General features: G+C 43.6%; 11 protein-coding genes and 1 riboswitch. All 11 genes read left to right on the top strand.

The window, feature by feature from the left end; translation table 11 throughout:
- The first annotated feature begins 22 nt into the window (after positions 1-22).
- The 11 genes from PHU20_RS17765 (at position 23) to PHU20_RS17715 (ending at position 13,830) form a co-directional block, all read left to right on the top strand.
- Entirely contained in the window at positions 23-646 is a 624-nt protein-coding gene (locus PHU20_RS17765) for a phosphoadenosine phosphosulfate reductase domain-containing protein (RefSeq protein WP_274826756.1), read from the top strand.
- Between the two features lie 24 nt (positions 647-670).
- Entirely contained in the window at positions 671-1,579 is a 909-nt protein-coding gene (gene cysD / locus PHU20_RS17760) for a sulfate adenylyltransferase subunit CysD (RefSeq protein ID WP_274826755.1), read from the top strand.
- Positions 1,580-1,648: 69 nt separating this feature from the next.
- Positions 1,649-2,896 carry a sulfate adenylyltransferase subunit 1 gene (locus tag PHU20_RS17755; RefSeq protein ID WP_274826754.1) on the top strand — a complete coding sequence of 416 codons (1,248 nt, stop codon included), beginning with the start codon at positions 1,649-1,651 and terminating at the stop codon, positions 2,894-2,896.
- 126 nt (positions 2,897-3,022) lie between these two features.
- The gene (locus tag PHU20_RS17750; protein WP_274826753.1) at positions 3,023-5,116 is read left to right on the top strand and encodes a nitrite reductase; all 2,094 of its coding nucleotides are present in this window, start codon (positions 3,023-3,025) and stop codon (positions 5,114-5,116) included.
- Positions 5,109-5,876 (top strand): uroporphyrinogen-III C-methyltransferase, encoded by a 768-nt coding sequence (cobA, locus tag PHU20_RS17745; RefSeq protein ID WP_274826752.1) that lies wholly within the window; start codon positions 5,109-5,111, stop codon positions 5,874-5,876. Before PHU20_RS17750 ends, cobA begins: the two co-directional genes overlap by 8 nt.
- Before the next feature lie 2 nt (positions 5,877-5,878).
- Entirely contained in the window at positions 5,879-6,457 is a 579-nt protein-coding gene (locus PHU20_RS17740) for a precorrin-2 dehydrogenase/sirohydrochlorin ferrochelatase family protein (protein ID WP_274826751.1), read from the top strand.
- A gap of 94 nt (positions 6,458-6,551) precedes the next feature.
- Positions 6,552-6,672: riboswitch (SAM riboswitch) on the top strand.
- A gap of 229 nt (positions 6,673-6,901) precedes the next feature.
- Positions 6,902-7,903, top strand: coding sequence for a homocysteine S-methyltransferase family protein (locus PHU20_RS17735; RefSeq protein ID WP_274826750.1), 1,002 nt, complete (start codon positions 6,902-6,904; stop codon positions 7,901-7,903).
- Positions 7,904-7,971: 68 nt separating this feature from the next.
- On the top strand, positions 7,972-10,698 hold the full coding sequence (gene metH / locus PHU20_RS17730) for a methionine synthase (protein WP_274826749.1): 2,727 nt from the start codon (positions 7,972-7,974) through the stop codon (positions 10,696-10,698).
- 167 nt (positions 10,699-10,865) lie between these two features.
- Positions 10,866-11,819 (top strand): methylenetetrahydrofolate reductase [NAD(P)H], encoded by a 954-nt coding sequence (metF, locus tag PHU20_RS17725; RefSeq protein WP_274826748.1) that lies wholly within the window; start codon positions 10,866-10,868, stop codon positions 11,817-11,819.
- A 98-nt stretch (positions 11,820-11,917) separates the two neighbouring features.
- Positions 11,918-13,018 carry an acyloxyacyl hydrolase gene (locus tag PHU20_RS17720; protein ID WP_420828688.1) on the top strand — a complete coding sequence of 367 codons (1,101 nt, stop codon included), beginning with the start codon at positions 11,918-11,920 and terminating at the stop codon, positions 13,016-13,018.
- A 17-nt stretch (positions 13,019-13,035) separates the two neighbouring features.
- Entirely contained in the window at positions 13,036-13,830 is a 795-nt protein-coding gene (locus tag PHU20_RS17715) for a head GIN domain-containing protein (protein ID WP_274826746.1), read from the top strand.
- The last annotated feature ends 38 nt before the right edge of the window (positions 13,831-13,868 follow it).

Raw genomic sequence — 13,868 nt, 5'->3', positions numbered from 1 at the left:
GGGATTTTAAAATAATAGAACAATGGCTTTTACCGAAGATCAATTAAAGGAATTCAACGAACAATTCAAGGAAGCTCAACCCGAAGCGATTGTTTCTTGGGCTATTGAGCATTCAAAAAATGCCGTGGTCACCACGAATTTCAGGCCTTACGAGGTAGCTATCCTCAATGCTGTCACCAAAGTGGACTCTTCCATTCCGGTGGTATGGTGTGATACGGGCTATAATACGCCCCAAACATATGCCCATGCCGAGGAGCTGATTGCTACATTGGATTTGAAAATCAAATTGTACGTGCCCAAACAAACCGCTGCACATCGCGATGTCGTCATGGGTATTCCCGGGATAGACGACCCGAGGCATGCCGTGTTTACCGAACAAGTTAAACTGGAGCCCTTTAAAAGGGCCATGGCGGAAATTAAACCCGATGTTTGGTTTACCAACCTGAGAAAAGGGCAGACAGCGCTAAGGGATACCTTGGATATTTTCAGTCTAAGTAAAGATGGGGTGTTGAAGGTAAGTCCGTTTTATCATTGGACCGATGAACAATTGGATGCATACTTGGAGGAAAGGAAACTTCCAAACGAACATAAGTATTTTGATCCCACCAAGGTTCTCGAGAACCGGGAGTGTGGATTGCACATATAACGAAGTATTTAAAAGCTGAAAATCATGGCATTATTGAAAGATACATCACATATAAATTCTTTGGAGAACGAAGCTATTTATATTATTAGGGAAGTGGCGGCACAATTTGAGAAACCTGTTCTGTTGTTTTCCGGGGGAAAAGACTCCATAACCTTGGTGCGGTTGGCACAGAAGGCATTTTATCCTGCGAAGATCCCGTTTCCTTTAATGCATATCGATACAGGTCATAATTTTCCTGAGACCATTGAATTTCGGGATAGGTTGGTAGAGGAATTAGGTCTGGAATTGATTGTTAGGAATGTCCAGGATTCCATAGACCAAGGAAAGGTAAAAGAAGAAACCGGAAGGTATTCCAGTCGAAATGCCTTGCAGACGACCACTTTGTTGGATGCCATTGAGGAATTCAAATTCGATGCATGTATCGGTGGGGCAAGACGAGATGAGGAAAAGGCCAGGGCCAAGGAACGTATTTTCTCGGTAAGGGATGACTTTGGGCAATGGGATGAAAAAAACCAAAGACCGGAATTGTTCGATATGCTGAACGGACAAATCGATTTAGGCCAGAATGTTCGTGTCTTTCCAATCAGTAACTGGACCGAATTGGATGTTTGGTCATATATCGAAAAGGAGGATATAGAAATCCCATCCATTTATTTCGCCCACAAAAGAAAGGTTTTCCTAAGGGACGGTATGATTTGGTCACACTCTGATTATGTGTATCAGGATGACCATGAGGAAGTATTGGAAGAACTGGTCCGTTTTAGAACGGTAGGCGATATGAGCTGTACGGCCGCCGTCTTTTCGGAAGCTGCTGATATTGCCAGTGTGGTACAGGAAATCAGGGATTCCACGATTTCCGAAAGAGGGGCGCGAATAGACGACAAAAGGTCCGAAGCGGCCATGGAAAAAAGAAAACAACAAGGATATTTTTAATGGTAATCTGTGGATGGTGGCCAATTGTGGATAAACCATCAGATTTTAAACCAACAATTTATAACGAAAATGGAAGTACTGAAAATTGCAACAGCAGGTAGTGTTGATGATGGAAAAAGCACCTTGATCGGAAGGCTTTTATACGATACCAAGTCATTGACTACCGATAAATTGGAAGCCATTGAGAAAACAAGTAAACAGAAGGGATACGATTATTTGGATTTTTCCTTGGCCACTGACGGACTGGTAGCCGAAAGGGAACAGGGAATTACCATCGACGTTGCCCATATTTATTTTTCGACCCCCAATAAAAGTTATATCATCGCCGATACCCCGGGGCATGTGGAGTATACCAGGAACATGGTGACGGGTGCATCAACCTCCCAAGCGGCGATTATTTTAATCGATGCCCGTAAAGGGGTGATCGAACAGACCAATCGTCACTTTTTCATCAATAACCTATTAAGGATCAAGGATGTTATTGTCGCCATTAACAAAATGGACCTTGTGGATTATTCGGAAGAAACCTATAATTCGATCAAGGCCGATTTTGAAACTTTGATGGAGAAGCGGGATTATCAGGACCAGAATATCACCTTTATTCCGGTTAGCGCCCTAAAAGGGGATAATGTGGTTCATAAAACCGATAATATTTCATGGTATAAGGGAAAGACGCTATTGGAGCATTTGGAGCAATTGGATAAGAAGGATGTTTTCAATACCGGTACGCCAAGATTTCCCGTGCAATACGTGATCCGACCAAAAACCGAAGAGTTCCATGATTTCAGGGGATTTGCAGGTAAGGTATATGGTGGCCAGTTAAGTGTTGGGGATGAGGTCGTTGCCTTGCCTTCCCAAACCAAATCAAGAATAAAGGAGATTTATTTTTACGACAAAAAATACGAAACGGCTTCAAGGCGTTCATCGGTGACCATTACCCTCGAGGATGAAATAAATGTGAGTAGGGGAGATATGTTGGTAAAGGTCGGCGATTTACCGAAAATAGATAAGCAATTTACGGCAACAATCTCCTGGATGGATTCCAAGGAATTGAACGCTGGTGGCAAGTACGTTATACAACATGGCGTAAATAAGGTGTTGGCAAAAGTGGATAATATTCTCCATAAAATAAATCCGGATTATTCGGGTATCGAAGAAGAAGTCGATTCCCTTAAGATCAACGATATTGCGAAAGTGTCCTTTAAATTGAACAAACCGATTTTCTTTGATGCCTTCAAGGATCACAGGACCAATGGTTCTTTTATTTTAATAGACCCACAATCCAATAACACCGTAGGAGCCGGTTTTATCAACTAAAATTTGAATCCAAAGCGAATTGACGAATAGTCATTCGCTTGCGGGTTTAATTGCCTATTAAAACTATGGGCAAAATAGGGGTAAAATCCTAAAAGTAATTAATATTAGATTTTTCAATTAAATTATATGCGAAGTTTTAGATCAGAAATAGAGAATCCGATAGTAGAAAAGGATATCATCGAGTTGGAAGCCAAAATTCGGCAGTTCAAAGAAGGCAAATTGGATGAAGAAAAATTCCGTAGCCTTCGATTGGCGCGTGGGGTTTATGGGCAACGTCAATTCGGTGTCCAGATGATTCGCATTAAACTGCCTTATGGGAAGGTGACCTCAACCCAACTTCGGAGAATATGTGAGGTATCCGATGAATATTCAACGGGAAGATTGCATATAACCACTAGGCAGGATATTCAGATCCATTATGTGGATCTCGACCGTACCCCTGAGCTTTGGGCCCAATTGGAAAAGGACGATATTACCTTAAGGGAGGCCTGTGGCAATACCGTCCGTAATGTAACCGCCAGTGAAACTGCCGGTATCGATGTTGATGAGCCTTTTGATGTTTCCCCATATGCACATGCGCTTTTCGAATATTTCCTGCGAAACCCGATCAGTCAAGAGATGGGTAGGAAATTCAAGGTTTCTTTCTCTGCCAGTGATGCCGATACGGGATTGTCCTACATGCACGATTTGGGTTTTATCGCAAAAATCGAAAATGGGGTGCGTGGTTTTAAAGTGATGCTTGCCGGTGGTTTGGGTTCCCAGCCCCGACACGGGGATTTGTTGTTCCCATTTTTACCCGCAGACAAGATCATTCCCTTGATGGAAGGGGTCGTACGTATATTCGATCGCTATGGGGAACGCAAAAGCAGGTCTAGGGCAAGGTTGAAATTCTTATTGAAGGATGTTGGTTTGGAAGGGTTTAAGCAATTGGTCGAAGAAGAGCAAAAGGCCATACCCGTAAAGAGCTACCCCATAGATGCCGAGGCTTATCCAAAACCCCAAATAGCGGATGTCGTGGATATACCCCATGTGGAAATCGTCGATGCCGAGGCCTTTGAAGCTTGGAAATCGACCAACATCATTTCCCAAAAACAAAAAGGATATGTCGCCATTGGCATCAAAGTGCTGTTAGGGGATTTCTATACCGATAAGGCCCGTTTGTTGGCAACATTGGTTGAAAAATACGCGGCGGGGGAATTGCGCTTGTCCTTACGTCAGAATATTTTGATTCCTTACGTAAAGGAAGAATTGGTGCCTTTCTTTTATACGGAACTCCTTAAATTGGGATTTGCCGATGCCGGTTACAACAAAGCGGGGGATATTACCTCTTGTCCCGGTACGGACACCTGTAATCTGGGAATTGCCAGTAGTACGGGAATTGCCAGGGAGCTCGAAAGGGTAATCAAAACGGAATATCCACATTATATAAACAATCCTGATGTACTGATCAAGGTCAGTGGCTGTATGAATGCCTGTGGCCAACATAATATGGCAAATATCGGTTTTCAAGGGATGTCCATAAAAACCAAGGATAAATTGGTGGCACCGGCGTTACAGATTTTGTTAGGTGGGGGCAATTTAGGGGATGGCAATGCCGAATTTGCGGATAAGGTGTTGAAAGTGCCCAGTAAAAGAGGACCTGAGGCGTTACGATTGATATTGGACGATTTTGAAGCGAATGGTAATGGCGCATCCTATGTTTCCTATTATGCCAAAAAAGGGAAATCCTATTTCTACGATCTATTAAAGCCCTTGGCGAATTTGGATACGATTACCTCAAGTGATTATATAGATTGGGGTTCCGATAAAAAATACCAAAAAGCCATTGGTGTAGGGGAATGCGCAGGGGTGGTCATCGACCTTGTCGCCACCTTGCTGTACGAAAGTGATGAAAAAATAGAAAATGCCCTTGCATGCATCGATGAAAAAAAATGGGCGGCAAGTATTTATCATTCGTATGCCGCCATGGTGAATGCGGCAAAGGCGTTATTGACTGCTGAAAAAACGAAAACGAACACACATGCCAGTATCATCAAGGATTTTGATGAAATTTTCGTAAAATCCGAACGCTTTACGATCGATGGGGGCTTCTCCGAAAAGGTACTTCAGATAAAAACGAACGAGCCCACAGAGGAATTTGCAAAGCGGTATTTAAATGAAGCACAGGAATTTTTGAAGAATATAGAAATCTATAGAAAAGCCGATTTGTCAAATGTGTAAAGATCCGAAACTTACAGTAATCGGCGCTGGTCCGGGGGATGTCGATCTAATTACCGTAAAAGGCGTAAAGGCTTTGGCCAGTGCAAGCGTCGTATTGTACGATGCCCTGGTTGATGACGGCCTTTTGGCGTATGCCCCCAATGCCGAACATATTTTTGTCGGTAAAAGAAAGGGGTGTTATGCCTATGAACAAGTACAGATCAACGATTTGATCGTGAGTAGGGCATTGAGCCATGGTCATGTAGTTCGCTTAAAAGGAGGTGATCCCTTTGTTTTTGGACGTGGGGCCGAAGAAATGGAATATGCCGCGGCCCATGGTTTGGAAGTTGCCATGGTTCCCGGGGTCTCCTCATCGGTATCGGTGCCCGCTTTCCAGCATATACCCGTAACCAAGAGAGGATCTGCTGAAAGTTTTTGGGTGATTACAGGTACGACCAAAGAACATAAATTATCCAACGATGTCCATTTGGCGGCAAAATCCAACGCCACAGTGGTCATACTGATGGGCATGGGGAAATTAGGGGCCATTGTTTCCCTTTTTGCCAAAGAAGGTAAAAGTGATACGCCCATTGCCATTATCCAAAACGGAACAAGGGAGAATGAAAAGGTGGGGGTAGGTACCATTTCGACCATCGAAAAAATCGTTGAGGAAAATGAGTTAAAGAACCCTGCCATTATCATAATAGGGGAGGTTGTAAAACATCGGGAACGCCTACTTGAACTTCAAAAAACCCATTTGGAGAAACAAATGGTTCGTTAATCATGGAACGCAACAATTTATATCCAATTTTCCTCAAGACCTCAAAGTTATCCATACTTATTGTTGGTGGAGGCAACGTGGCCGAGGAAAAGCTGACATTTTTGACCAAATCGAGTCCGGATGCCAAGGTGACCATTGTCTCCCCGGATTTTGGTGTCGGTACCATAGCATTGGCCAAAAGGCATCAAGTGGAATTGATCCAAGACCGTTACGATAAAAAGTACCTTAGAGGCAAACACTTCGTGATTGCAACCACCGATAAGCCGGAGGTGAATATCGAGGTGTATGAAGATTGCCGGGAGATGGATAAATTGGTAAATGTGGCCGATAATCCACCTTATTGCGATTTTTATATGGGGGGCATCGTAACAAAAGGCAATGTCAAGGTCGCTATTTCCACGAATGGAAAATCCCCCACAACGGCCAAACGACTACGGCAATTTTTCGAGGAGGTCATTCCGGAAGACATCAATCAAATGGTACTCAATTTAAACGCTTTTAGGAGCACCTTAAAAGGGGATTTTGAGGAGAAAGTCGAAAAAATGAACGAGGTGACCAAAAGCCTCCTGTCCTCTAAATAGAAAATAGGGGAACAATACCCTAAAACTAAGGTTATTCCTTGTTTTTGAGCAAACAGTGCCGTTAATTTGCACTGAGTTCTTTAGTACGTTGAAAAAGTTATCAAGAAAGGCGGAGGGACTAGACCCAAAGAAACCTTGGCAACCCTTTTCCCAATCCATAACAGGGGACAAGAAGGTGCTACATTCTATCACAATTCAGGCGTGGAAGATAACCAAAAAAAGACATCTGTCTCACCCTTTCCTTGATCAAGTAACAACAATCGTACGAAGCCATTTCCAGCGGAATAGATGGTAGGACTGTGGAATTAATTTAGTAGTACGTGAGTTTTCAAACGGCTTGTGTCATATTAAAGTTCCGCTACAAACTTTTATCTTGAGGGTGTGTAAGGGTATGAAATACAAAAGGACGAATACGGAAAAGAATATTTTTGCAAAATAGGAGGCATGAGTGATATAAAAGAAATACTGAAAGAACGGATTTTGGTTTTGGATGGCGCCATGGGTACCATGCTACAACGCTACAAGTTTACCGAAGCCGATTTTCGGGGGGAGCGATTCAAGGATTGGCCCAGTCCTTTACAGGGCAATAATGACCTTTTGTCATTAACGCAACCCGAAGCTATTGCTGCGGTTCATGCAAAATACCTCGAGGCCGGTGCCGATATTATTGAGACCAATACATTTTCGTGTACCACGATAGCCATGGCCGATTACCATATGGAGGATCTGGTATACGAACTTAATTTTGAAGCTGCTAAAATCGCAAGAAAGGTAGCCGATGACTTTACGGCCAAAGAACCTAATAAGCCACGGTTTGTTGCGGGGAGCATAGGCCCTACCAATAAAACCGCCAGTATGTCTCCCGATGTCAACGATCCGGGGTTCAGGGCAGTTTCTTTCAATGATTTGAGATTGGCCTATAAACAGCAAGTAGAGGCTTTGGTCGATGGTGGTGTTGACCTGTTATTGGTCGAGACCATTTTCGACACCCTTAATGCCAAAGCGGCACTTTTCGCCATAGAAGAGGTGAAAGAAGATCGTAATGTGGATATTCCCATCATGGTCAGCGGTACGATTACCGATGCTTCGGGGCGTACCTTATCCGGGCAGACGGCAGAAGCTTTTTTAATTTCCATTTCACATATCCCCATCCTTTCGGTCGGATTCAATTGTGCATTGGGGGCCAGTCAACTGGTTCCCCATTTGGAAGTTCTGGCTTCAAAAACCCATTTCGCGGTTTCGGCACACCCGAACGCCGGTTTGCCAAATGCTTTTGGGGAGTATGATGAAACCGCCGAACAAATGGCCGAACAGATAAAGGAATATTTGGAAAAGGGCTTAGTGAATATTGTCGGAGGTTGTTGTGGAACGACCCCGGAACATATTTCAGCAATGGCAGCCTTGGTAAAGGACCATAAACCTAGAAAATCATTGGTTGATAAATAGTGGTTGTTTGAATAGGGTGAAAATCGATATAAAATGCGATGTATTTGTCAACAAAAAAATAAAATGCGATGGTAAGTCAAGAGACTGATAAACAAGCGACATCCGATCATTTGCAAGGGGATAGATACCTAAAACTGAGTGGTCTGGAACCTTTGATCGTAACCCCTGAAAGTAATTTCATCAATGTTGGGGAACGTACCAATGTGGCCGGGTCACGAAAATTCCTTCGTCTTATCAAAGAGGATAAATATGATGAGGCCTTGGATGTAGCCCGTCATCAGGTCGAAGGTGGGGCCCAAGTCATCGATATCAATATGGATGATGGACTGATCGATGGGAAAGAGGCCATGGTCAAGTATTTGAATTTGTTGATGGCAGAACCCGATATCGCAAGGGTGCCCATTATGATCGATAGTTCCAAATGGGAGATCATTGAGGCAGGGTTACAGGTCGTTCAGGGCAAATCGGTGGTGAATTCCATCAGTTTAAAAGAAGGTAAGGAACAATTCGTTCAGCATGCAAAACTGATCAGACGGTACGGTGCTGCCGTAATCGTCATGGCCTTTGACGAGGTTGGCCAGGCCGATAACTACGAAAGAAGGATCGAGATTGCCAAACGATCTTATGATATTTTGGTCAACGAAGTCCATTTCGCACCCGAGGATATCATTTTCGATTTGAACGTTTTTCCCGTTGCCACCGGAATGGAGGAACATAGGCGAAATGCAATCGACTTTATCGAGGCCACTAAATGGGTAAGGGAGAACCTGCCTTATTGTAGTGTTAGTGGGGGTATAAGCAATGTTTCCTTTAGTTTTCGGGGAAACAATCCCGTCAGGGAGGCCATGCATTCGGTCTTTCTTTACCATGCCATTAAAGCTGGGTTGAATATGGGTATCGTAAATCCTGCGATGTTGGAGGTTTATGATGATATCCCAAAGGATTTACTGGAATATGTCGAAGATGTGATCCTGGATCGTAGGGACGATGCTACCGAACGATTGTTGGATTTTGCGGAATCGGTAGTGGGAAAAGCCAAGGAAAACAAAGTGGACCTGTCCTGGAGGGAAGAACCCTTACAGAACAGGATTACACGGGCTTTGGTCAAAGGTATCGACCAATATATCGTGGAAGATGTGGAAACCGCCCGTAAGAGTGTGGATAAACCCATTGAGGTTATCGAAGGGCATTTAATGACCGGTATGAATGTTGTCGGCGACCTGTTCGGAAGTGGGAAAATGTTCTTGCCACAGGTCGTAAAATCGGCCCGTGTCATGAAGAAGGCAGTGGCCTATCTTTTACCCTATATCGAAGAGGAAAAGAAAAACAATCCCGATGCGGTCTCAGGGGGGGCGGCCGGGAAAATCCTTATGGCCACCGTAAAAGGGGATGTCCATGATATTGGAAAAAATATCGTAAGTGTCGTTTTGGCCTGCAACAATTATGAGATCGTAGACCTTGGGGTAATGGTGCCTCCGGAAAAGATCATTGCGGCCGCCAAGGAGAATAATGTGGATATTATCGGTTTAAGCGGTTTGATCACGCCCTCATTGGACGAGATGGTATTTCTGGCCAAGGAAATGCAAAGACAGCATTTTAACGTGCCCCTACTCATAGGTGGGGCTACTACCAGTAAAGCCCATACCGCCGTAAAAATAGATATCGAATACCAGAATGCCGTGGTCCATGTCAATGATGCTTCCAGGGCGGTTACGGTCGTCGGCGATTTGTTACAAAAAGATACATCGGAAACCTATAAGCGATCGATCAAGCTCGATTATGAAACGTTTAGGGATAAATTCAAAAACCGTTCAAAACATAAAGAATACAGATCTTTGGAAGATGCACGGGCCAATAAGTTTCAAATTGATTGGGGGAATGCCACTATTAAAAAGCCCAATACCATGGGTATACAGGTATTGACGGATTTTGATCTGGGTGAATTGGTACCTTATATCGATTGGACGCCTTTTTTCCGAAGTTGGGAGTTACACGGAAGATATCCGGATATCCTGACCGATGCGGTCGTTGGAAAGCAGGCAACGGAATTGTTTGCCGATGTACAGGCCATGTTGAAGGAAGTCGTTGAAAAGAAACTGCTAAAGGCAAAAGCGGTTTTCGGACTGTTCAAGGCCAATACGGTCAATGAGGATGATATTGAAATAGAGGCCGAAGGTAAAAAATACGTTTTCAGAACCTTGAGGCAACAGTTGAAAAAACGGGAAGGGGTGCCTAATTTTGCCTTATCTGATTTTATCGCTCCCAAAGCGGAGGGCTTGGATGATTATGTAGGGTGTTTTTGTGTAAGTACGGGATTTGGTACCGCGGAATTGGCCGCGAAATATGAAAAGGACCATGATGATTACAATAGCATAATGATCAAGGCCTTGGCCGACCGCTTGGCGGAGGCCTTCGCCGAATACCTGCATAAGGAGGTACGTACGAACCACTGGGGTTATTCCAAGGATGAGCAATTAAGTAATGAGGAATTGATCAATGAAGGGTATAAAGGCATACGCCCCGCACCGGGATATCCTGCATGCCCCGACCATTTGGAGAAACTGACCTTATGGGAAGTTTTGGGGGTAAAAGGGAAGATCGGTGTAGCGCTTACCGAAAGTTTGGCCATGTGGCCCGCAGCCAGTGTAAGTGGGTATTATTTTGCAAATACCGAGGCCCGCTATTTTGGTTTGGGAAAAATCAAGGAAGACCAAGTACAGGATTTTGCGGCACGAAAAGGAATGCCCTTTGAAGACGCTATGAAATGGTTGGCACCGAATATAAGTGATGATTAGGAAAAATTTTGCGTTAGGGATAAAAGCGGCATCTTTTTTCGCCCATATGGATTTTAAAAACCCTTTGGGCAAATAGTGGTTTTTGCGAAAAAAATATAGCGGATAGCCCGGGCCCGATAGGGCAACGCCATTACAGGAATGAACAATATACCATAAGTGCAGTATAAATGAAAGTAACAGAACATATTAAGAATGCCAAAGGTGAGACTTTGTTCTCTTTTGAATTGATTCCACCGGTAAAAGGAAGAAGCATACAGGAGTTGTATAACAATATCGATCCTTTGATCGAGTTCAAACCACCTTTTATTGATGTGACCACTTCACGGGAAGAATATATTTATATTGATCGTGACGGGCTGTTGGATAAGAAGTTGACCCGTATGCGCCCGGGTACCGTTGGTATCTGTGCTTCTATAAAACATAAGTATCAAGTCGATACCGTTCCACATATCCTGTGCGGTGGGTTTACCAAAGAGGAAACCGAATATGTGTTGATCGATTGCCATTACCTGGGAATTGAAAATGTGATGGCCTTACGGGGCGACGCCCGAAGTGAACAGAAATATTTCGAACCTACAAAAGGCGGGCATGCCTATGCCGTGAATTTGGTAGAACAGATCCATAACCTGAATCAGGGGAAATATCTGCACGAAATGATCGAAAACGACGATCATGCCGATTTTTGTATTGGGGTGGCCGGGTATCCTGAAAAGCATTTGGAGGCCCCATCCCTACAGTCAGATCTTAAGCGGTTGAAGCAGAAAGTCGATGCCGGTGCGGATTATGTGGTGACCCAAATGTTCTTTGATAATCAAAAGTATTTTCAATTCGTGGCAGCAGCAAGGGAAATGGGAATTACCGTTCCGATCATTCCCGGGATTAAGCCGATGGCGGTCAAAAGACACCTGCAGTTATTGCCCCAGGTTTTTCGTATAGATCTTCCCCAGGATTTGATCGATGCCGTTGATGCGTGTTCGGATAACAAGGCCGTTCGTCAAGTTGGTGTGGAATGGGCCATTCAGCAATCAAAAGAGTTGAAAGCGGCCGGGGTGCCGGTTTTACATTATTATTCTATGGGTAAATCGGATAATATACACGCCATTGCAAGAGAGGTGTTTTAAATTATTGTTTTTAATTCAAAGGCCGTCTTACCGCCAATGTGTAAACAAATGTATTAACTTCGTGCCCTGCATAAGCATTTTAATTTCTTTTGCCCTTGATAAACCATAGGTTGCTCCCCGTTATTCTATTTGTATGTTCGATCGGTTTTTCCCAAGACAGTGGAAAAGTCAAAAAATATACGATGGACTTTAACCAGTTTTATGGTTCGGTATTGCTCCATAATACCGATATATCGCATCTTATTTCGAACCATCCGGCCGGAATTATATTGAGCTATAACCGAAAAACGTATGGGGATGAAACTTGGCAGGAAGAATTCAATTATCCCGATATCGGGGCATCGTTCATCTATCAAAACATGAATAATGGCACCCTGGGGGATAATTATGGTATTTATGCCCATTATAACTTTTACTTCTTTAGGCGGCTGATGCAGTTTCGGATAGGACAGGGCGTAGCCTACAATACCGACCCCTACGACAAATACGATAATTTCAGGAACAATGCCTATGGCTCCCATTTGTTAAGTTCCACATATTTGATGTTGAATTACCATAAAGAGAATCTATTTAAAGGATTGGGCTTTAAGGTGGGGATTTCATTGGTTCACTATTCAAATGCCAATTTCAAGGCCCCCAATACCTCTACCAATACCTTTGCTTTGAACGCTGGTCTGATATACGATTTGGATGGGGGACAGGAAATGGCTTTTTTGCCCAAGCGGGAAAAGGAAAGGGTTACGGAACCGATGCGATACAATTTGGTTTTCAGGGCCGGATTGAATGAGAGCGATGTCATTGATATGGGGCAGTATCCCTTTTATATCGTTTCGGCCTATGCCGATAAACGCATCGGGAGAAAGAGTGCGATCCAAATCGGAGGGGATGTCTTTTTCTCCCGATTTTTAAAGGAGTTGATCCGTTACCAGTCTATTTCCTTCCCTGAAAATGGGGTTTCTGCCGATGATGACTATAGGCGGGTTGGGGTATTTGTTGGACATGAACTGTTCATCAATAAAATGTCGGTGGTAACGCAATTGGGATATTACGTGTATTATCCTTTTGATTTTGAAGGGCGAATGTACAATCGGATTGGGTTGAAAAGATATTTTGGAAATACGATATTTGGGGCCATAACCCTAAAATCACATGGAGCCAAGGCAGAGGCTGTTGAGTTTGGGGTGGGGGTCAGATTATAAAAGACAGGACATTGAAAATGCGAAGCAAAAAAGTTTTACCGAAGAAGCACTCCTGGAATATAGGGAGGCAGGGCTTGCTCTTATGCGTGTTTTTCTTTTTTTCCTGCAATAGTGAAAATGCCCCGGATTGCATTCAGGAAACGGGTGATATCGTACGTAATGAAATCGAGGTATCCGAATTCACCAAGATAACCGTACTTGAAAAGGTAAGTCTCATCTTGAAACAAGGGGATACCCAAAAGGTTGAAATTGAAACGGGGGAATTCCTTATGGATGAAATTACCGCAGAGGTCGTTGATGGCCGTTTGCTCTTAAGCAATGACAATGGTTGTAACCTTTTTAGGGATTACGGCGTTACCAAAGTATATGTAACATCCCCCAATATAACCGAAATCAGGAGTAATACCGGGTTGTCGATAAGCAGTGATGGGGTTTTAAGTTACGAAGACCTTACCTTGTATTCCGAAAGTTATACAGATCCGGACATGGAAACCACGGACGGGGAATTCGACTTGGAAGTGGATTCCGAAAGTCTGGTGATTTTGACAAACGGTATTGCCTATTTTAAATTGAAAGGCACTTCGAATAGTATTAACATTACGGTGGCAGCCGGGGATTCCAGGATTGAAGCGGAAAACCTAATGGCAAATTCCGTAATATTGAACCATCGCGGCACGAATGATATCCAAGTAAATCCGCAAGAATCCATTTCGGGTGTAATTCGCGGCACTGGGGATGTTATAGGGTATAACGAACCCGACACCATAGAGGTTGAGGAATTGTATACCGGAAAGCTTATTTTTATGGATTGAAGCCAGGAAAAAGTACCTTTAGGTCTTCTGTTGAAGCC

Origin of the sequence: Maribacter polysaccharolyticus (assembly GCF_028882255.1) — a bacterium.
GTDB classification, from domain to species: Bacteria; Bacteroidota; Bacteroidia; order Flavobacteriales; family Flavobacteriaceae; genus Maribacter_A; species Maribacter_A polysaccharolyticus.
This window is presented reverse-complemented; position numbering and strand designations above follow the sequence as displayed.